This is a genomic window from Lactococcus sp. KTH0-1S, assembly GCF_052544945.1.
Window position 1 is genome coordinate 1,766,611 of record NZ_CP195165.1, and the last position, 21,860, is coordinate 1,788,470.

Annotated in this window: 18 protein-coding genes; 5 read left to right on the forward strand and 13 right to left on the reverse strand. The window is 35.6% G+C overall.

The annotated features are described in order from the left end of the window. Positions 1–80 precede the first annotated feature (80 nt). The 8 genes from alaS to ACRYLU_RS08555 all read right to left on the reverse strand — a co-directional run bounded on the left by alaS (position 81) and on the right by ACRYLU_RS08555 (position 11,359). Complete coding sequence (gene alaS, locus ACRYLU_RS08520; protein WP_445080869.1) at positions 81–2,699, reverse strand: alanine--tRNA ligase; 2,619 nt, start codon at positions 2,697–2,699, stop codon at positions 81–83. A 265-nt stretch (positions 2,700–2,964) separates the two neighbouring features. Next, a complete protein-coding gene (locus ACRYLU_RS08525; protein WP_058205148.1) occupies positions 2,965–3,891 on the reverse strand; it encodes a peptidyl-prolyl cis-trans isomerase in 927 nt (308 codons plus the stop codon). Positions 3,892–4,044: 153 nt separating this feature from the next. Then, positions 4,045–4,728: an O-methyltransferase gene (locus tag ACRYLU_RS08530; protein ID WP_445080870.1), complete on the reverse strand. Its 684-nt coding sequence runs from the start codon at positions 4,726–4,728 to the stop codon at positions 4,045–4,047. 2 nt (positions 4,729–4,730) lie between these two features. After that, entirely contained in the window at positions 4,731–6,536 is a 1,806-nt protein-coding gene (gene pepF / locus ACRYLU_RS08535) for an oligoendopeptidase F (protein WP_445080871.1), read from the reverse strand. Positions 6,537–6,598: 62 nt separating this feature from the next. Next, the gene (locus ACRYLU_RS08540) at positions 6,599–7,588 is read right to left on the reverse strand and encodes a competence protein CoiA (protein ID WP_445080872.1); all 990 of its coding nucleotides are present in this window, start codon (positions 7,586–7,588) and stop codon (positions 6,599–6,601) included. A 73-nt stretch (positions 7,589–7,661) separates the two neighbouring features. Beyond that, positions 7,662–8,747: a YdcF family protein gene (locus ACRYLU_RS08545; RefSeq protein ID WP_080739875.1), complete on the reverse strand. Its 1,086-nt coding sequence runs from the start codon at positions 8,745–8,747 to the stop codon at positions 7,662–7,664. Positions 8,748–8,896: 149 nt separating this feature from the next. Beyond that, positions 8,897–9,745, reverse strand: coding sequence for an alpha/beta hydrolase (locus tag ACRYLU_RS08550; RefSeq protein WP_058205152.1), 849 nt, complete (start codon positions 9,743–9,745; stop codon positions 8,897–8,899). 192 nt (positions 9,746–9,937) lie between these two features. Further along, positions 9,938–11,359: an NCS2 family permease gene (locus ACRYLU_RS08555; protein WP_012898314.1), complete on the reverse strand. Its 1,422-nt coding sequence runs from the start codon at positions 11,357–11,359 to the stop codon at positions 9,938–9,940. 306 nt (positions 11,360–11,665) lie between these two features. Here ACRYLU_RS08555 and ACRYLU_RS08560 point away from each other — a divergent pair, with 306 nt between their 5' ends. The 4 genes from ACRYLU_RS08560 to ACRYLU_RS08575 all read left to right on the forward strand — a co-directional run bounded on the left by ACRYLU_RS08560 (position 11,666) and on the right by ACRYLU_RS08575 (position 15,621). Further along, the gene (locus ACRYLU_RS08560; RefSeq protein WP_038601740.1) at positions 11,666–12,502 is read left to right on the forward strand and encodes a Cof-type HAD-IIB family hydrolase; all 837 of its coding nucleotides are present in this window, start codon (positions 11,666–11,668) and stop codon (positions 12,500–12,502) included. Positions 12,503–12,682: 180 nt separating this feature from the next. Next, complete coding sequence (locus tag ACRYLU_RS08565) at positions 12,683–13,453, forward strand: (Fe-S)-binding protein (RefSeq protein ID WP_098393310.1); 771 nt, start codon at positions 12,683–12,685, stop codon at positions 13,451–13,453. Positions 13,454–13,462: 9 nt separating this feature from the next. Further along, positions 13,463–14,935, forward strand: a complete 1,473-nt coding sequence (locus tag ACRYLU_RS08570) for a LutB/LldF family L-lactate oxidation iron-sulfur protein (protein ID WP_003130400.1) — start codon at positions 13,463–13,465, stop codon at positions 14,933–14,935. Positions 14,936–14,937: 2 nt separating this feature from the next. Then, positions 14,938–15,621 carry a LutC/YkgG family protein gene (locus tag ACRYLU_RS08575; RefSeq protein WP_003130398.1) on the forward strand — a complete coding sequence of 228 codons (684 nt, stop codon included), beginning with the start codon at positions 14,938–14,940 and terminating at the stop codon, positions 15,619–15,621. 74 nt (positions 15,622–15,695) lie between these two features. Here ACRYLU_RS08575 and ACRYLU_RS08580 read toward each other — a convergent pair whose 3' ends face one another. The 3 genes from ACRYLU_RS08580 to ACRYLU_RS08590 form a co-directional block, all read right to left on the reverse strand. Beyond that, positions 15,696–16,409, reverse strand: a complete 714-nt coding sequence (locus ACRYLU_RS08580) for a Bax inhibitor-1/YccA family protein (protein ID WP_081043194.1) — start codon at positions 16,407–16,409, stop codon at positions 15,696–15,698. Positions 16,410–16,525: 116 nt separating this feature from the next. Continuing rightward, positions 16,526–17,437, reverse strand: a complete 912-nt coding sequence (locus tag ACRYLU_RS08585; protein WP_104141504.1) for a diacylglycerol/lipid kinase family protein — start codon at positions 17,435–17,437, stop codon at positions 16,526–16,528. 156 nt (positions 17,438–17,593) lie between these two features. Then, positions 17,594–18,106: an HD domain-containing protein gene (locus ACRYLU_RS08590; protein WP_003132795.1), complete on the reverse strand. Its 513-nt coding sequence runs from the start codon at positions 18,104–18,106 to the stop codon at positions 17,594–17,596. A gap of 332 nt (positions 18,107–18,438) precedes the next feature. Here ACRYLU_RS08590 and rpsT point away from each other — a divergent pair, with 332 nt between their 5' ends. Further along, the gene (gene rpsT / locus ACRYLU_RS08595; protein ID WP_038601748.1) at positions 18,439–18,672 is read left to right on the forward strand and encodes a 30S ribosomal protein S20; all 234 of its coding nucleotides are present in this window, start codon (positions 18,439–18,441) and stop codon (positions 18,670–18,672) included. A gap of 92 nt (positions 18,673–18,764) precedes the next feature. Here rpsT and recD2 read toward each other — a convergent pair whose 3' ends face one another. Together recD2 and ACRYLU_RS08605 are read right to left on the reverse strand one after the other, a co-directional pair. Further along, positions 18,765–21,269 (reverse strand): SF1B family DNA helicase RecD2, encoded by a 2,505-nt coding sequence (gene recD2 / locus ACRYLU_RS08600; protein WP_445080873.1) that lies wholly within the window; start codon positions 21,267–21,269, stop codon positions 18,765–18,767. Then, the gene (locus ACRYLU_RS08605; protein ID WP_029344268.1) at positions 21,266–21,859 is read right to left on the reverse strand and encodes a histidine phosphatase family protein; all 594 of its coding nucleotides are present in this window, start codon (positions 21,857–21,859) and stop codon (positions 21,266–21,268) included. The genes recD2 and ACRYLU_RS08605 overlap by 4 nt, the downstream gene beginning before the upstream one ends. Between the last annotated feature and the right edge of the window lies 1 nt (position 21,860).

Consider the following 21,860-nt stretch of genomic DNA (forward strand, 5'->3'; position numbering starts at 1 on the left):
CATCATTTTACCATAAATATTTATTGACTCGTATCCAGAAAATAAAAAAATATCGTAGAAAATCTACGATATTTATCTTTTTAAGCTAATTTTTCAGCAACTGCGGCCAAAAGTTCAGGAATTCCTGCTGCTTTTGAACCACCAGCCATGGCCATATCTGGTTTTCCACCACCACGACCCTCAACAAAAGGTGCTAATTCTTTAACTAAATTACCTGCTTTTACATCTGATGACTTAGAAGCCACTAAAAGACTTACTTTTTCACCAATTTTAGCAACTAAAACAAGAACATCTGAAAGCTCTTTTTGTTTCCAAATATCTGCCAAATTACGCAAACCATTAGCGTCAGGAACAGTTACTTCACTGGCGATAAAGTTGAGAGAACCAGCTGTTTGCACATTTTTGAAAATTTCATCTGATTGACTTGCTGCAAGTTTTCCAGCCAAAGCATCATTTTCTTTTTGAGCTGTTTTAAGCTCATCTTGTAAGCTAGTAACTTTTGCTAAAACTTGTGAAGTTTGCGGCGCTTTAACCATTGTTGCTACTTCATTCAAAGTATTTTCAGCATCTTTAAAGGCTTCATAAGCTTTTTGCCCTGTCACAGCAATAATCCGACGAACACCAGAACCAATTCCTTCTTCTTTAACAATCTTGAATAAACCAATTTCAGAAGTGGTTTGTGTATGTGTTCCACCACAAAGTTCGATAGAGTAGTCACCAATTTTTACAACGCGAACGTTTTTCCCATATTTCTCACCAAAGAGGGCCATCGCTCCCATTTCTTTGGCTGTAGCAATATCAGTTTCAACTGTTTCAACTTTTAATGATTGCCAAATTACTTCATTAACTTGACGTTCAATCTCAGCCAATTCCTCTTTAGTCACTTGTGCAAAGTGCGTAAAGTCAAAACGTAAGAATTCAACCTCATTAAGTGAACCCGCTTGTAGTGCGTGATTCCCAACAATATTATGCAAAGCAGCATGAAGTAAGTGAGTTGCTGTGTGATTTTTCACAACAGCAGCTCGGCGTTCTTTGTCAATCTCTAAAGTATAGCTTTCGCCAACTTTAAGTGGTGAAAGAGTTTCAACAGAATGAAGATTTTGACCATGAGGCGCATGTTGTACATCTAATACATTAGCCACAACTTTACCCTCAGCATCTTTAATTACTCCATGGTCAGCCACTTGACCACCCATTTCAGCATAAAAAGGAGTCACATCAAAAACAAGTTGAGCTTTCCCAGAAACTTCATCAACAATTTCATCGTCTTGTATCGCTACCAGTAATTTTCCTTGAGCAGTCTTATCTTCATAAAGGAATTCTGATTCTACTTCGATAGATGACAAGGTTTCATTTTGAGCGCCCATTGAACCACCTTTGACAACAGCAGCACGTGCACGCTCTTGTTGAGCTTTCATGGCTACTTTGAATCCTTCGTGGTCAATTTTGAACCCTTCATCTTCTGCCAATTCTTCTGTCAATTCCACAGGGAAACCATAAGTATCGTAGAGGCGGAAAATATCTGCCCCTTCAAGTCTATCTTTTCCTTCAGCTTTAAGATTTACCAAAAGTTCATCAATCAATTTTTGACCGGCATCAATCGTGCGGTTGAAAGTTTCTTCTTCACGATCAATAATTTGCATGATGAAATCTTGTTTTTCAAGCACTTCTGGATAATAGGATTGCATGATTTTCCCAACAGTCGGAACGAGTGAAGCTAAGAATTTCCCTTGAATTCCCAATTTTTTACCATGCATAACTGCGCGACGAAGTAAGCGACGTAAAACATAACCACGTCCTTCATTCCCTGGCAAAGCACCATCACCAATAGCAAATGAGAGTGAGCGAATATGGTCAGCAATCACTTTGAAACTCATATTTTCGCTGTCTGGGCTGTATTTTTTCCCAGATAGTTTTTCAATTTCACGAATGATTGGTAAGAATAAGTCTGTATCAAAGTTTGTTTTTCCGCCTTGAATAATGCAAACCATTCGTTCAAGTCCCATCCCCGTATCAATGTTTTTTTGTGGCAATTCAGGATATTCTGAACGAGGGATTGATGGATCGGCATTAAATTGTGAAAGAACAATGTTCCAGATTTCAATATAACGGTCATTTTCAATATCATCTGCCAACAATTTTAAGCCCACATGTTCTGGATCATAAACTTCTCCGCGGTCAAAGAAAATTTCTGTATCTGGACCAGAAGGACCAGCACCAATTTCCCAAAAGTTGTCTTCAATTGGCACAAGATGTGTTGGATCTACCCCAACTTCAACCCAACGATTATAAGTATCCTTATCAGCGGGGTAATAAGTGATGTAAAGTTTTTCCGCTGGGAATTCAAACCATTCAGAACTTGTCAATAATTCCCAAGCAAAAGCAATCGCTTCTTTACGGAAATAATCACCAATTGAAAAGTTACCAAGCATTTCAAACATCGTATGGTGACGTGCTGTTTTACCAACATTCTCAATATCATTTGTCCGGATAGCCTTTTGAGCATTAGTCAATCTAGGATTTTCTGGCACTACTGAACCATCAAAATATTTTTTTAGTGTTGCTACTCCCGAATTTATCCAAAGCAAAGTTGGGTCATTTACAGGAACAAGACTTTGAGAAGGTTCAATAGTGTGACCTTTTGATTTGAAAAAGTCGAGGAACATTTGGCGAACTTCTGCGGAAGTCATGGTTTTCATTATTTTCTCCTTTTATATAAAGTTTAAAGTCTAACAATAAACTTATTTCATATACTTTGTTAATATTTTCACAATAAAACAATAAAATTCTACCGTAAACAAAGGGGCGTATACAGTTATACCGCGGTACCACCCTTATTCACGATAGAATTTCTATCATCTTAGTTCGGTTGTTAAAGCAGTTATCGCTGCTATAAGCACTTTTTTTAACTTGCTCATTCTCACCATTTAGAGCTCTCTTTAAAGTTAATTTCTATCATTTAAATTATTTAGATGATGAAGAACTTGATGTTTGTGTAAATTGTGAGAAGAGTGATGCAAATGCAGATTCTTTCACAGTTACATTATTCTTTTTGAGGTATTTAGCAATAACACCACTTACAAATGTTGTATCTTGTTCTTTTTCAGTTTTAATGACATTTTGAAGTTCTTTTTTGTACTTGTTCATGTCAGTTCCTTTTTCAGATGTTTTTACCATTTCGACAATATAGTAAGAAGTAGCACCTGTTGATGAACTTGTAGATTCAATAACATCTGAAAACTCACCATTTTTCAATTTGAACGCAGCTGTTTGAACTTCTGTTGGGACACTTGTTGAAGTTGAATTAAATGTTACTTTGCTTTCAGCATTTGTTTTTTCAAAGCTTGCTTTACCAGCATCATCTTTTTTAGCGGCATCCAACGCTTTTGTTGCTGCATCTTTTGATGTTTCAGAAACAACATAAGCCGTTACATCTGGATGATAAGATTCCCAAGCTTTTTTAAGGTTAGCATCCGTATATTGAGTTTCTTTGATTTCATGGTCAATCGCTGCTTGTTCAAGCATTTGTGTACGCATGTATGGTGTGAAACTTGCTTCAGTCAAGCCTTGTTGTTGCAAAGCAGATGAAAATTGGCTACCATATTGGTCTTTGATTGACTTAACTTTTTTACTTACATCTTTATCAGTTACTTCTTTTCCAAAGTCTTTAGCAAAAATTTTATCAAAAGTTAAATTTTGAAGTAATGTATTTGTCGGTTGTGATGGAAATTGTTTGGCTTCCTTGTATAAATCAGAAACGCGAATGGTATCACCTTTCATTGTGATGATATCCTTGCTTGCTGAATCGCTACTTGAGCAACCAGATAAGGTTACCAATGCGGCTCCGGCAAAGACAGTAGTCATAACTAATCCGAGTTTTTTGAATTTCAAGATATTCTCCTTCGCATGATTCGATGTTTGTATTTAATATGTACCACAACACCCTTTTATTTTTAACTTGTTGCAATTATATCATAAAAAATTAAATAAAGCTTTAAATACACCAAAAAATGAATCAGCGAATTGACAACCTAAAAGTTTAATTTATGCTTTCTTTATCATCAATAAGCCATCTCCAAGCGGAAGAATACTTGTTAAATATCTAGGGTTATCTAAGACCTCATCAAAAAGCTTGCGTAATCCACGCTCTAGCGCCCGCTGATTTCTTTTGATTTCCATAATTGGGGTCAATATTTCTCCACCTTGAAAAATATCATCCATTAAAATCACTCCGTTTTCAGACAGTAAATCTAGAGCAATTGGTAGGAATTCGATATATTTTGATTTAGCTGAGTCCATAAAGATTACATCAAATGGGCCTGATAACTCTCTCAAAATATCTGCAGCATCGCCCTCTTTAAGAATAATTTGGCTTCGATGGTCATACTTGCCCAGATTTTTTTTGGCTAAATCAATCATTTCAGGATTACGGTCAATTGTTACAATCTCCGCATTTGGAACCTCTTGGGCCATAACGAGAGCTGAAAAACCAATTGCTGTTCCAATTTCGAGAATTCTTTTTGGTTTCAACAAGCTTAATAGCATTTGAAAATAAAGAACTGTCTCGTGTGGAATAACTGGAATATTATTTTCTTTAGCAAACTTCAGTACTTCTGCAAGTTCTCCGGTTATTTGTGTTTGACTTGAACGCATCCATTCTACTAACTCTGCTTTGACAACTGGTCGATTCATCATGGGGTTACTTGTACGTTTATATGTTTCAACCATTTTTAAAGATGGACTCCTTTTTCAACTAATTTTTCTAATTCACTCAATCGATTTTCAAAAAGCTCAAAGGCGGCGTCTAAGTAATCACTAGATTCCATATCAACTCCAGCTTTGGCAATTACTTCTAAAGGAAAAGCTGAGGAACCTGCCTTCAAATATTCAAGATATTTTTGACGATCCTCATCTGAACCATGAACAACTTTTTCAGCTAAGAAAGTTGCCGCAGCAAAACCTGTTGCGTATTGAAAAACATAGAAATTATAATAAAAATGCGGAATTCTAGCCCATTCATACTGAATTTCCGGATTTTCTTTGGCTGCTAAATTGTAGTATTTTTCATTTATTTCGCCATAAAGTGAGTTTAAGTATTCACTTGTTAAAACCTCTCCAGTAGCATCTGCTTCATGGATTTTTTGTTCAAATTCGGCAAATTGACTCTGACGGAAAACAGTTCCACGGAAACTATCAAGCCAGTGGTTCAAAAGGGCGAAGCGCTCTTTATCATCTTTACTTTCCTTTAATAAAGTTTCAGTTAAAATATTTTCATTTGTAGTTGAGGCAATTTCAGCTAAAAAGATTGGATAATCCCCATAAACATAAGGTTGATTTTCACGCGTGAAAGCACTATGCATTGAGTGCCCCATTTCATGAACTAAAGTAAAAAGATCATCTAACGTTTCTTGCCAATTGAGAAGCATAAAAGCATTGGTATCATAAGATCCACCTGAATAAGCACCCGAACGTTTTCCGATATTTTCTTCGACATCAATCCATCTTTGTTCAAAAGCTACTTTAACTTTTTCTTTATATTCTTTACCAAATATCGCTAAAACTTCTTCTGCTTTTTTCACTCCATCTTCATAGTTAAATTTATAATCTAAATTAGATAATGGAGTATAGATATCATACATCTTGAAATCAGAAATTCCTAAAATTTTCTTACGTAGTTTAATATAACGATGTAAAAGTGGTAAATGTTGATGAATGGCCTCCATCAAAACATCGTAAACTTTTTCTGGAACAAAATTATTATCCAAAGCAGCTTGACGGGCTGAGTCATAAGAACGGATTTGGGCATTAAGATTATGGACTTTTACATTGGTCTGTAAGGTCTTTGCATAAGTATGCTGATATTGTTCATAATTACTATAAAGTGCTTGGTAGGCTGCTTTTCGTACTTCTCTATTCTTACTTTCCATTAATGAAGAGTAATTTCCATGTGTGAGTTGTACCATCTCATCAGATTCATTTTTGACCATAGGTAACTTAATATCTGCATTATCAAAAATCTCAAAAGTTTCTGAAGGACTTTCAAAAATTTCACCAGCCGCAGCCAATAGCTTTTCCTCTTTTTGACTAAGAGTATGCGCTTTTTTAGCAAAAAGTCGCTCAAACATATGGTCATAGTTTTTTAATTTTTGAAGCTCCCCCAACCATTTGTTATAGACTTCTTTTGAAATTTTTAAAAATTCAGGTTCATAGAAGGCATAGACCTCTCCGAATTTCACATAAAGGGCTGTTGCTTTTGACTGATACTCCTGATACTTGGCCTCTCTGGTATCTTGGTCATTTTTCATTGAAGCATAAACATATAGTTTTTCAACTTGTTGAGAAGTGGAAAGCATTTTTTCGGTAATTGTCAGAAGACTTTCAGCTGAATCAAGTAAATGACCAGGGTCTGTCTCTTCAACGAGTGAAAGTTTGCTTTTTATTCTAGTTAGCTCTGCTTCCCATTCTCTATCTGTTTTATAAATTGTTGTCAAATCCCAAGTTAATTTTTCAGGAATTTCATTTCTATTCATAGCCATGAAGATCACTCCTTTTTACTCAAAATAATTTTTATTCATATTAAAAACTTATTAGCAGATTTTCATTTATTCACATCCTTCTTCTGCTTTTTCATTATAGCATAGAAACGGGGAGGATAGACTGCTTTAAAGCTATTTTGCTGAAAATTTATTAAAAAGTTTTCATAATAGAGTTTAATATTCTGCTTAATTTGAGTAAATTTATGTAAAGGAATTTTATCATCAAAAACTTCAAGTAAGTTCAATCCTAAAGGAGCAACGAAAGAACGTTCAAAAGTCAAATTCAACAAATTTTCACCTCTTTGGTAATATTTTTCCTGAAGTTTCAACCATTTTGGTGAACAATAATAAAGTTGCCGACGAATAAATTCTGCTAGTTTAAGATCAACAATAAGTGGTATTGTCAGTAACTTTTGTGATAAAAAAGGCAGTCGTAATTGCTCAATAAGTCGTCCTTGCCCAAAAGGAATTTCTTCTTGTAAATAAATAATTTTCCCACGCAAATCTTCATGAATCAGTGACTTCAATCTCAGCTTCTGAGCTTTGAAATCTAACTCCCAATAATAGAAACCTCTATTTTCTGAAAAATAGACTAGATTTTTTTGAAGTTCTGTTATTTGGTCTTTTAACCATAAATCTTGTCCCATAAGCCAAAGCACCGTAAAACCGTGTACTTGATAATTTTCTGTCCGTTCTTTTAAACGTTTCATAGAAAAATGAGAACATTGAATTTCAATAGCTATTTTATCATTTACCAATAAATCTGGTCTCTGCTTAAGTTCAGGAAGATAAGCCTCAATTTCCACCTTATCAGTTTTTTTAAACCATTGATAGAGTTCTTTTTTTAACCCTAAATGTTGTTCAGATTCATTTTCAAGCCATAAATCGCAAGCACTGAGAGATTTATGAGCAAAGTGGGGCATCTTTATTTCACCATTTTTTATAAATAATTCTGATTTACAAGAAGGGCAAAAATATTTTCCTGTCAGTTCTTTTACTTCTATTTCTAATAAGTTTACTACTTGTCTATTTTCATCAATTGCTGTCAACATATTATACTATACGAAAAAAGTGATTATTTGTAACCAAAAAAGTTACTGACAGAAAGTTGTCAGTAACTTTTTATTATCTTTGATTCCAAAAATAGCCAATTTGTGAAACAATAGCAATACTCAAAAAGATAGCCACAATGATTCCTACTCGTATTATATGTTTTTTCTTTTCGTAATTTAAAACAGCAATAAATTCACGAATAAAAGCTGGAACCCGATAATACATAGCAGTCTTTCCACCTCTCCCACCTTGGGCATCAATTTTTAGAGTTGCTGCAAAAAGGGCCGCTCGAAAAACATGATAATCAGAAGTGAAGAAAATAAATTTTTCCTTAATCAATCGAGAAGAAAAAACTAAATTTTCATATGTTGTTCTTGACTGGTCTTCAAGCATTGTTCGCTCAATCGGAAAGCCAAGAACTTCAACCGCATACCGTTGCATAGCTCTAGCTTCAGAAACTTTCTCATCAGGACCTTGTCCCCCCGAAAAAACTAAAATTGTTTCATTATCGCGGACAGCTTTGACCGCTGCTAATATTCGATTTCCTAATAATTTCCCCACATGTTCTCCCTGGATTAGTCCGGCACCCAGCACAACATGATAAGCTGCTCTTTGTTTTCTAACTCGTCGTCCATATACCCAACTAGATAGAAAGAAAATTCCAAATTGCCAGGCAAGATAAAGTGACAAGATTGGGTAAACCAATCCCAAAACTTTTAACCAAATCCAACTATCCGGTAATCTGCCCATTGACAGATGAATCCAGTCAACCACTAAAAAGGTCAACACAACAATAGGCAACAAAAGATTTCCGATTGATTTTGATTCCCTGCGCCACATTTTTATTGTCAATACAACAATACTTATCGGTACAACAATCCCAATTGTCATCGGTAAAATCAAAAAAATCAAAACCGCTTCTGCAATGAGAAGTAACATGAGCACCTTTTGATGTAAGTCGGTTAGCGCTAAACCTGAACCAATAATTCCATTAATAGTCACCCATAAAAAAAGTAAAGCAAAAAATGACAAACGCCCTAATCGTAAAGTTCTTAAATCTTTCAGTTTTCTGATTTTCCACCAAAAAATCAAGGTCAATCCTGCAAAAAATATTGTTAAAATTGCGCCAATAATAAATACACCATTTTTCATATCCATGTTGCTATTATACCTTGAGTTAAAGCTAACTGTCAATCAATTGCGCCAAGTCTTCTTTTGAATGAATTTTACTAGCTAAAATAGGGATTTATAATAAAAAAATGACCTTTAGGAAAGCCATTTTAACTTAAAATTTTAATAATTTCTTTCTACTCATAAAAGAACACTTTAATATAATTGATTGCTTGTTGATTATGAGGCATTTCAGCATGTGATGTATCTTTACCTTTAATAAGGTAATGCACAACAGAATTTCCATTTTTCATCAGTAAGGGATAAATTGAAAAACTATCCGCCCAAGGAACTGTACCATCAGTTTGCTTTTCGCTATCGTAATCTCCTGCAAGCAACACCACTTGAATGCTTTTATCAACGCGTTCATAATTTTGCAACCAATAATCGTAATATTTCGTCTTAACTTTAGGACCATTAGTCAAAACTTGGGCTAGTGTTTGATCTGGTTGCGAGGTGCTTGCATTAAATTGACCATCAAGAGAGACCCATTTTTTTATTGGCGGAAGGCTACGGTCATATCCATATTCAATTAAATAACGGTAAACCCCTGAACCTCCAGCAGAATATCCTAAAACATTCGCATAAGGAATATTATAATGCTTACCAAGATAAGACATAATCGCTTTTAAAGCCCCCTCATACTTCAAAGAATTATTGGTTCCTTTGACCATCCCCACTTCTATTGTTGGATATGTATTACGCTTATCAATCTTACCAGTCACTTTAAGCGAATAATTATTATCTGTATCAACGACGATTGTCAGTCCCTTTCTAGCCCGCGTATCTCGATCTGAAGTTACATCATTAACCATAGTATTCATAGTTGATGCTTTGCCATCAGAACCTGTAATATAAATGGTAGGATATACCGGTCGATTATCATCCGCTAAAGGAGGGTGTGGAGCTAAAACAAACCGCCCAATAATAACACCAATAATAAATACACCAATAAAAGCCACAATAAGAGAAATAATTTTTTTCATACTTCGCTTCTCACATATTTCTTTAGATTACTCACATTTTTTACATTCAATACTCTTCTATTTGATTCTAGCATAAATTGGCCAAAGCAGTAAATTTTTTATTTTTAGATATGCATTATATTAGTTTCATTGGCTTGTGACTATACCTGTCAGTAAAAAAAGACCCGTCATTTACTGACGAATCTTAATTTTTTAAAGTACTGCCAAAACAGCGAAGTTAATCAAGAATAAAAGTGCAACAACCCAAATAACAGGTTTTACTTCTTTCACTTTTCCTGTGAACAGTTTGACCAGAATATAAGTGATGAAACCAGCTGCAATCCCATAAGAGATTGAGTAAGCAAGTCCCATAAATACTGAGGCAAAGAAAGCAGGAATTGCTTCAGTCAAATCACCCCATTTAATTTCTTTAAATGAACCAAGCATCATCATCCCGACAATAATCAAGATTGGTGCTGTTGCTTGTGTTGGAACAATTGCAAGAAGTGGTAAGAATAAACTTGAGATAGCAAACATAATTGCTGTTACAACAGATGCAAGACCAGTACGTCCCCCTGCACCAATTCCGGCTGCAGATTCAACATAAACAGTTGTATTTGATGTTCCAAAAATTGCTCCGATTGGAGTGGCAATCATGTCAGCAAACAAGGCTTTATCCATTTTAGAAGAAAAACCATGACTTGTTTCCATATCTTTCAAATCTTCATCTGTAAAGATTCCTGTTGCGCGACCTGTTCCGATAAAGGTACCAATTGGGTCAAAGATAGATGTCAATGAGAAAGCAAGAACCGTCATCAAAACTTCAATGTAACGTGATGAGTCTGAGAATAAAGAACCAAAACCTTTTGGACCAAAAGCAGCACCAAAGGTTGTTCCCATTTGATTGATGGCTGTTCCTAAGTTATTTTCAGCAAATAAAGTATTCACATCAACTTTAACTACACCAGTCAAAAGAGCTAAGATAGTTGTTACTAAGATTGAAAGTAAAATTCCTGCACGCCATTTACGAATAACAAAGAACATTGTCACTACAATCCCAACAAGTGCGACTAATACGCCTGGGTTATTAAAAGTTACAAGTTCTGGAACAATTGATGAATTTGCTGTAATAGTTCCATGGTTGTTCACATAAGTTCCTGGGTCAGCGATAAAACGTAAAATCCCTGCATTCTTAATCCCAATATAAGCAATAAAAATCCCAATACCACCACCAATTGCGTGTTGTAAACTTTCAGGAATTCCAAGAATAATTGCTTTACGAATGGAAGTGAAAGTAATAATAATATTGATAATCCCACAAATGAAGACCATTGCCAGAGCTTCTTGCCAAGTATAACCAAGCGATAATACAACAGTGTAGGCAAAGAATGCATTTAGGCCCATTCCAGGTGCCAAAGCGTAGGGAACATTAGCGATTAAGGCAATTGCAAGTGTCCCAACAATAGAGGCCAAAATAGTTGCTAAGAAAACAGCTTGGACAGGCATTCCTGTTGTACCCAAAACTTGTGGGTTAACAAAGAGGATATAACTCATAGCAAAGAATGTAGTCAATCCAGCCATTATTTCACGGCCAACTGTTGTGCCGTTTTCTTCAAGTTTAAAGAACTTGTTCACGAATAATTTCTCCTTTTAGGGTCTGTGATTAAAATTTCAACCCTTTGATAAAAAGTTGTCTTTGCTTTTTAAGCAAACACGTCATAAAATAAAAAACATTATATTATTATTCTAATCAGTTTTAGTTAAGGAAACAAGAAATTTAGCATAAAAACTACTCTAAATCTTTCGATTGTTCGGTAATAACGAACAAGTTTTTCAAAAAGTAATATCTTGTTCGTAGAACATGATAGAGTTCCGCTCCTGCTTCTAACTATGATATAATGAATGAATTGACAAATAAATTTTAGAATAAGGGGAGTTTGAATGGAGAACTACAAAGAACGTAAACTGATTGCAATTGATTTAGATGGTACTACTTTGCAGTCTGATGGACGTTCAATCAGCCGTTATACCAAATATATTTTTAAACAGATAGAATCACTCGGACATATTATCTGTATCACAACCGGACGCCCTTTTAGAATGTCTTTAGATGTCTATCGTGAGCTTGAGTTGACAAGTCCAGTCATTAATTTTAACGGGGCTTTGATTTCAATGCCAAATGATAAAAACTGGGAACATACAAAATCTTATTATATTGATCGCTCCTTTATTTTTGACCTTTTGAGGCACCAACAAAACTTTAATCTCCATTTCTTTGCCGTTGAATATCGTCGAAAGTTCTTCCTAAACACTTTCCGTAATGTCGAGCCCAAGCTCTTTGGTGTAGAAAAATTTCAACCCTATAATCGGCTTCGTGCAGATCGAGTTACTGAAAATCCTCACGCAGTACTCCTCTCCACTCGGCAAAAAGATAAATTAGCATTGGCAGAGGAAATGAAACGTCATTATAATGGCAAGATAGATGTTGGCGTTTGGGGTGGACCGAACGGAATATTAGAAGTTGTTCCTAAAGGAATTTCCAAAGCCTCTGGTCTTAATCATTTGCTTAAAGTTCTTGATATTCCTTTAGAGAATCTTATTGCTTTTGGAGATGAACATAATGATATTGAAATGTTTAAATTAGCTCCCAATGCTTATGCTATGAAAAATGCCTCTGCTAGACTCACTCCTTATGCCAGTGAAATTCTTCCTTGGACAAATGATGAGGATGGTGTAGCTAGACAGCTTGAAAAACTTTTTTTAACCCCGAATAAATAAATACCGATTATCGATTGGTATTTTTATTTTTACAAAATAATTTTTAAACGACAGTCTGTCAAATTCTTTTGACAGCTCCTTTTTTTGAAAATGTAAATAAATCGGCTTATAATGAAAGAGCATACATCTCTATGAGATGTCTAATTTTTAACAAAGATTTCAAAATACTAAGGAGCGCTTATGAAAGTTTCAATATTCTCCACTTGTGTGATGGACCTGATGTTTCCACAAGTTGGAATTGCCATGGTTGAAGTCCTTGAACGTCTGGGGATTGAAACAGATTTGCCAGAGGAACAAATTTGTTGTGGTCAACCTACTTATAATTCAGGATTAGTTAAAGAATCTATGCCAACAATCAAAAATCAGATTGATGCTTTTGAATCTTCTGATTATGTCGTTGGGATTGCTGGTTCTTGCTCAGGGATGTTTACAGAATATCCCCATATGTTCGACGAAGGTGACCCTTATAAGCAAAAAGCAATTGATTTAGCAAATAAATCCTATGAATTCACCCAATTTCTTTATCGGGTTTTAGGTCTTGAAGATCTTGGTGCCACATTTGATGGCGAAAAAGCAACTTATCACCGTTCTTGCCACATGACTAGAATTCTAGGTGAACGAGAAGCTCCATTCATTTTATTGGATAAAGTCAAAGGGCTTGAAGTTCTTCCTCTTCCTCATTTGGAAAATTGTTGTGGCTTTGGCGGAACTTTTTCAGTTAAATCTCCTGAGATTTCAGAGATGATGGTCACTGAAAAAACAAACGATATTCTATCAACTGGTGCTGAAATCTTAATTTCTGCTGACTTAGGCTGCTTGATGAATATTGGCGGAAAATTGAATCGTGAAGGTAAAAAAATAAGAGTGATGCATATTGCTGAAATTTTAAACACAAATGTCGATTTAGAAAGAATAGATGCTGTGAAAAACCCAGCATTTATCAAAGCATAGGGGGAGAAAATGGGACTTTCTACAAGTACAAAAACGTTCGCTGAACGTTTAGAAGAGAGTAAAAAAGACCAGTTTGCTAAAGCTGCGGTAGCCAAAGCGCAGGATGCCCAATGGGAGAAAAGAGAATCTGCGCGTGATGAGCTTGGAAATTGGCAAGAATGGCGTGATATTGCGGAATCCATTCGCCAACATACTTTAAAATATTTACCCCATTATCTGACAGAGTTTTCAGATAATGTTGCGGCCCGTGGCGGTCATGTCTTCTTTGCGGCTGATGCTAAAGAAGCCAATGATTATGTTAAACGGATTGTTCTTGAAAAAAACGCGAAAAAGATTGTCAAATCAAAATCAATGGTGACCACGGAAGTTGACATTGACCCAATGCTCGTTTCGCTTTCTGATGATATGGATATTTTGGAAACAGACTTGGCTGAATTTATTTTGCAAGTTGCTGATTGGGATGAGCCTTCACATATTGTTTTTCCAGCTTTGCACAAAAATCGTGATCAAATTCGTGAAATATTTGCTAAAAAATTAGGCTATGAGGGGGATAATAATCCAGTTAATTTGGCTCGCTGTGCTAGGGATACCATGCGTAAGCTTTTCTTAAAATCTGAAGTCGGAATTACCGGTTGTAACTTTGCCATTGCCAACACTGGTGACATTAATTTATCGACCAATGAAGGAAATGCTGATTTAACGATTTCAATTCCTAAGACACAAATTGTTCTGATGGGAATGGAACGGATTGTTCCATCAATCAAAGAAGCTGAAATTTTAGATAATATGCTTGCTCGTTCTGCCGTTGGTCAAAAACTGACAACTTATGTCACTTTTGCCGGTCAACAGGCCGACGACGAATCCGATGGTCCTGAGGATTTTCATGTTGTCATTGTTGATAATGGACGCTCAAATGCGATTGGAACTGCTTTTGAAGCTGTTTTACAATGTATTCGTTGTGGTGCTTGTCTGAATGTTTGCCCAGTTTATCGTCAAATTGGTGGACATGCTTATGGTTCGATTTATCCTGGACCAATCGGTTCAGTTCTCTCTCCCGTTTTAGGAGGTTATGAACAATATGGTGATTTACCTTATGCTTCAACCTTATGTGGTGCATGTACTGAAACTTGTCCGGTAAAAATTCCTTTGCATGAACTTTTAATTGAACATCGCAAAGTGATGGAAGATGATCTTTCAATGCATCATGATGGCTCTTTTGTCAATTTTGAAATGAATACGATTGGGAAAGGAACAAGTAGCCCAGCACTATTTGGGATGGCAATAAATATGGCTCACACGGGTCTTAATATGTTACCCAAAGCTAAGGAGGTCAGCGTTGAGGGTTCTTTATTTAACTATGGCGCCGTTAGAAAAGCTCCTGCTCTAGCTAAAGGTTGGACAGATGTCCGAGATTTGCCAATTGCTCCGCCACATAAAGAACAATTTCGTCAGTGGTATAAAAAACATAAGGCAGGTAAATAAATATGACAGGAACTATTGAAAATCGAAGTAAATTTTTAGAAACTTTATTTGAAAAACGTGGGGGTGTAGAACTTCCATTTGAACCTTATGTTCCAATTTCAGATTTGCCTGAGACACATTTGGCTCATTTAACTACTGAGGAATTATTGGATATTGCTAAGGAGCAAGCCAGCCGAGTTTCTGCTAATTTAATTGAAACCTCTTCTTTTGAAATGAATGAAGTGATTCGCCAATTAATTGAAAAATCTGGTGGCGGACAAGTCATGATTCCTTCAACAGATGAATTTGAAAAATTAGGAGTGAATGTTATTTCAGACCAATTGGTGAAGTGGAAAATTGGTAAAGAAAATCGTGATGAAAATATTAATGCCGCTCAAAATTCTAATGTTGTCGTGGCTGTTCCTAAATTTTTCCTCGCTGAATCAGCAACGATTGTAGTCGAATCAGAGGCTGGCCAAGGGCGTTCTTTACACTTCTTACCCACTCATTATATTTCCGTAATTCCACTAAGTCGTATGGTTCCTCGTTCTACCCAAGCTGCGGCTTGGTTTGATGAACATAAGAAGCCTGGGTCAACCCTTCATTTTATTTCTGGCCCCTCAAATTCTGGTGATATTGAGATGCAACTTGTGGTTGGACTTCATGGTCCTTTGGAAATTAATTATGTGATTGTCAAAGATTTATGAAAGGAAAAAACTCTGCTGACAGCAGAGTTTTTTATTATTATTTTACTGACAGATGTGTTGTCAGTAATTTTTGCTTAATCGCGATTTCCACCAGCGATACCGAAGATACGGAGCAAGAAGAGGAATAAGTTTAAGAAATCTAAGTAAAGTGACAAAGCCATTGAGATTGCCCAACCGTCATTTACTTGACCGTTATTTGCATTATAGACATTAACGATTTTTTGATTATCCCAAGCAATCAATCCAGAGAAGATAACAACACCGGCAATACTTGTAAGGAACATCAAGCCTGTGCTTGCAAAGAACCAGTTAAGAAACATTGCTACAATCAAGCCCCAAACAGCAACTCCCATTACTTTACCCATTGCAGAGAGATTACGTTTTGTCACTCGACCATAAATTGCTAGTCCTAAGAACATCGCTGCTGCTGTAACAAAAGCAAGAGTGATATTAGTTGCCGTATACATAATCAATGTAAAGCTAAGCAAGAATCCAAAGAATGCTGCAAAGCCAATAAAGAGCGGTAACGCTGCCGGAGAATTTTTGAGTGCTGCTCGTTGCATTGGAAATACTAAGAACAATGGAACCAACCATAAGAGTAAGAATCCAAAGCCTCCTCTGTCTAACATTGCTACCATATTATCTGCGAAAAATGTAATCATTATCCAAGAAACAACTGCAGAAATCAATACTCCTGCTCCCATCAACGCATAAATTTTACTGAAGAATGCATTCAATCCATCGCTTCTTTGGTCAAAGATAACATTATTATCATTCATATTTTTCATTATATTTGGCCTCCCTTTTTAATTTAATTCTAAGACTATTTTACCAAAAATTGGGCTTTTTGTCATCAGTCTTAAGTCTGATTTTTTATTTCTATTATTTACTGACAGCCTTTTATTCACTTTTTAGGAACAAGGGTTGTCAGTGCTTTTCGATAAACTTTGATGTCTAATGGAAGCGGATCACTCTTATCCCCATCAATTCTTGAATATGGATTATCTTTCTTTTTCTTTGAATGTGTGAGAATCTCCAAATGGTCAGTATCAAAATGAGTCATTTCAAGAAAATCATCAAATTTTCCTCGACGAAGTTTATTCAAATGAAAAAGGATATTAAATAAATTGATTTCTTTTAATGAATAAACACGGATAAGTCCGTCATCAACTTTAGCTTTTGGGGACAAAGCTTGCATTCCGCCAATTGTATCTGTCATTGTAATTAATAGTAGTTTTGTTCTTAATGACTTGGTTTTACCATTATATTTTACTTTAATTCGATAGGTTTTATTATAGCGGATAACTTTATAAGCATCTTTTAGATAAGCTAAGGGTCCAAATTTTTTCTTCTCAGAGCCGCTGACATTTTGGGCAATATCTGCTAAAATCCCTAATGTTAAACTTGATGTCATATAATCATTATTGACTTTGGCAATATCAAATTTTTGAATTTCGCCTTGACTTAAATTATTAAGTGCTTCTTCTAATTTTTGCGGAATATGAAGTGATTTTGATAAATTATTAACCGTACCATTAGGAACAATACCTAGAATCGGTTTTGCACCTCCTTCAAATACTCCTCCGCAAATTTTATTAATGGTTCCATCGCCACCTAAAGCAACCACAAGATCCGTTTGGTCTTGACTGGCTTTTTTAGCAAGACGGATTGCATCCTCTGGGCTTTCTGGATTGATAAATTCAAGTTTAGAGGCTGAATTTTCTGGTCTTGCAAAAAAGTCCTTAATTGTTTTCAAAACTTTGTCTTCATCATTATTACCAGATTTTTCATTATAAAATACTTTTACATTTTTCATAAAATACCTCCTTATTTTAGTGCAATGGAATCTATTGCTTACATACTAATTTTATCATATTATGAAAAATCTCTGACAAGACTTGCTTTATTTTACTGATAGACTTATTTCTAAATAAAAAAACCTATCAATGGATAGGTTTTATTTTTTACTTTTTTAATCAATACTGAAATAAGGTAAACGTTTAAAATGCTTACGGCGATTCCATTTGTACTTGAGGTTAACTGACCCTTCAAGGGTAGCTACATATTTATCAACAGCAGTAACAATCCAACTTTCTTTATAGCGTGGTGGATTGATTGTCGCACCGAACATATGTTTGATGATTATGTCTTTTTCAAGAGCTGACAAGGTTGTCAGTTTGCGTGCATTACGGTAGGCGATATGAGGATGCACATAGGCATGGCTCTTTGCAAATTTTGTATTGCGCCAATCATAATAGAAAAGGTCATGCAAAAGTCCAGCTCTAGCTGTAGCTTTAGCATTGAGGCCACGTTTTTTCGCAATGAGATAGCTGACATAACTTACTCTTAAGCAATGTTGTAAGCGTGTTGAAGTATAGTGATGTGTAATCCCATCAAGCTTTTTAAGCTCATCCATTTCTAATAGATGACCGACATAACTCATATATTCTGCGTCGTTAAACCACGGCTTTTCTTCTAAATTCATGACTTGATTATAACACGATAATTCTCTTTGTCAATACGATTTACTTAGTTTTTAGATTAAATTTTTCTTTTTAAATGCTTAGAAATTTATTTTTAATGCTTGTAAAATTTTGAAAATTTGCTATTTTACTTGATTTCCATTTTTATTTATTTATTATTTTAGTAAAAAATATTTTTTCTATTTTTTCTAAAAAAGCAAGGCCGATAGTTTACAAAAACTCAAATTTCCTGTATAATTGATAGGTATTAGAAAAATCTTGGAGGGTGTAGTGTGCCCACCTGGGACATCACATCAACCGCTTTTCTATGAAAAGTAATAAAAGGAGACAAAAAATGGCAAACATTAAATCTGCAATCAAACGTGCTGAATTGAATAAAGTAGCAAACGAACGCAACGCACAACAAAAATCTGCAATGCGTACTCTTATCAAAAAATTTGAAGCTGCACCTACTGAAGAACTTTACAGAGCTGCTTCTTCATCAATTGATAAAGCTGCTTCAAAAGGCCTTATCCATGTTAACAAAGCATCACGTGATAAAGCACGTCTTGCTGCTAAACTTGGCTAATTAAAAATGTCTGTCTCTTTGGCAGATTTTTTTATATCAAAAAGTACTGATAGAAACAAAAAAATACTGACAGCAATTTCTGTCAGTATTTTTTATTTATTAAAGATTGCAAAGTCTTGTTGAGTTAAACCAATTAAAGGGTCAAAATTTCCTGACAAAATAAGTGCTTCTGTCAAGCTTCCCTGATCAAGTGTTTCAATTTCTTCATCTTCAAATAAAGAAATTTCTTCTACTTTTGCTGGCATTTTTTTACTGACAGAATGATTTTGCCCTTGTAATTCTACTGGCGTTGCAAGCTTCTTCTCTTTGTTAGATCTTTCTTTTTTGTCAGTAACTTTTTCACTCACAATTTCTACTGACAGATTTTTAGCCGCTGGGTTTTCTCCCATAAATCGCTCAATCAGATAGGTCTTTCGATTCGACCCTTCACGCGCCACCGCTTGTGCAAAAGCTCGTTCTTCACCAAGTAAAATCAGACTTTGTTTAGCCCTTGTAATTGCCGTATAAAGCAAATTTCGCTCTAACATGCGTGAATACGAAGAAACCATCGGCACAATAACTGTGGAAAACTCCGAACCTTGAGATTTATGAATGGACATAGCATAAGCCAGAGTAATTTTATACCACTCCGCTCTTGGATAAGTCAATTCTTGACCATCAAAATCCATCACCAACTCATCTTGTTTACTGTCAGTATATTTTGCTGCAATCAATTCTACGATTTGTCCCAAATCTCCGTTAAATACATTGGCCTCAGCATCATTTACTAAATGAAGAACTTTATCTCCTTCACGAAATTTCATATCACCCAAAGCGAATTCAAGTCGGTCATTAAGTGGGTTAAAGAGATTTTGTAAAAGAACATTCATTGCATTAATTCCGGCCATTCCTTTATACATAGGCGCTAAGATTTGTAATTCAAAAGGATTATTCCCTCTTTTTTTCCATGCACTTGCGATTTGTTCAACCATCTGAGGAACAAAATTAGCACTGACCTCAAAATATGAACGGTCAGGCTTTTTCGCCGTGAAATCACTTGGCAATTGCCCATCTTTGATATGGTGAGCTAAATCAGTAATGGTAGAATCATCCCCTTGACGAAAAATTTTATCCAATTTTACTGACGGAATTTCTGGAATTTTTAGTAAATCCGCAAAAATTTGTCCTGGCCCCACAGAAGGAAGCTGGTCAGCATCTCCAACAAGGAGAACTTTCATTGAACCAGGAATCGCTTGAAAAAGTTTATTAGCTAACCAAGTATCAACCATAGAAAATTCGTCAACAATCAAAAGAGCACCAGACAATTCATTTCCAAGAGCATCTTCTGCTTCATCTTGTCCCAAACCCAAATGGCGGTGAATCGTTGCTGCTGGAAGACCAGTCAACTCATTCATCCGTCTTGAAGCCCGACCAGTCGGTGCTGCCAGTAATATAGGAAAGATATCATCATTATAATGGTCTGGGTCCAAATCTAGCTGGTGAAGACGGGCATAAGTTTCAATAAAACCATTAATAATTGTTGTTTTACCAGTTCCTGGTCCACCAGTCAAAATGAAAAATTGCTGATTCATTGCACCAATAATGGCTTGCTTTTGCAAATCATCATAAGTAATTTCTAAATCTTTTTCAACTTCAGCCAAAACTGTCAGTAACTTTTCATCAGCAAAATCTTTACCAGAACGATTAGTTAATGCTGTCAGTGATTTCCGAATCCCGTCCTCAGCAAAGTACAAAGAATTCTCAAATATTTTTGTTCCTTCTTGTTGCACTTTTCCATCAACAATTAAACCATTAATTTCCTCCGCAACAGCAGACGGATTGACCTCGACATTACGAGCTTCTTCAAGTAAATCTATCGTCATCTCAAGTAAATTTTTGGCTTCAATGTAAGTATCACCTGTTGATTGCGAATGCGTATTGACCTCATGCATCAATGCCGCTCGAAATCGATTAGGGCTATCTGCTTCAATTCCTAAACTACTTGCAATCTTATCAGCTGTTTTAAAACCAACTCCCTTAACATCTTCCACAAGTTGATAAGGATTTTCCTCAATTTTTTCAATCGTTTCTTCTTTATAAAGTTCATAAATTTGAAAAGTGATTTTGCTTGGTAAGCCGTATTCTGCAAGCTTGGTCAGCACTTTTTCCATTCCATAGTTCTCACGTAATCGTTTGATAAATGAATTTTTTCTGGCTAGGGTCAATAGACCATCCAATTTTTCCGGCGCTTCTAAAATTGAACCTACCGTATTTTCAGGAAAAGTTTCAACAATTTTTTCTGCCGTTTTCTTACCAATTCCAGGAAATTTATCTGAAGAAAAATATTTAACTAAACCAGCACCAGAAGTCGGCACTGCTTTTTCATATTGACTGACCTGTAATTGTTCCCCATACTTAGGATGCTGCGTCAATTGACCATAAAATGTATAAGAATCTCCTTCAACCACATCTCCAATTGTTCCGTTAACCACAATTTCAAAATCATCATATTCAGCATTAGTTTCATCAATTTCAATGAGTAGAACTTTATAAAAATTACTGGGATTGGAGAAAAATATTGCCTCAATCGAACCAGTAAAATAAGTTTTTTCAATCATAGCTGTTTATCCCAAATTTTTAAGTCAAAATGGCCAGCATTTGATTCTAAAACAGTGACCGTATTATTGGCTAAACCACCAACTGAACGTAATTCAGCAATTGGAAAGCCAGCTAAATGACGCATTCCAGCCGTTCCAGAAGCCCCGTGACCAACTAAAAGTACATTGTCCATTTTAGAATTCAACAAATCCTGAGCCAAAGAATCAAAGCGATTCAAGACAGAACTCACAGATTCAGCTCCAAAAGCACTTCCATCAAATTGATCTAACTCAAAGCGTGAATCATGCATTTCTTTAGGATATTTAGCAATTGCATCGCTAATGAACCAACCCTCTAATTCCCCAAAATTCCATTCTGACAATCGTTTATCAGTACTCACACTTTGATTTGTCAGTAAATCTGCCGTAATCAAAGCTCTTTTTTGTGGACTCGACAAAACTTTGTCAAATTCAATTGGTTCTAAAAACTTATGAACTCGTTCAATCGCTTCATAAGATTCTGGCAATAAAGGTGAATCTCCTTTTTGTCCTTGCAAACGTCGCGCCAAGTTCCACTCCGTCTTACCATGTCGTACAAAATAAATTCTCACC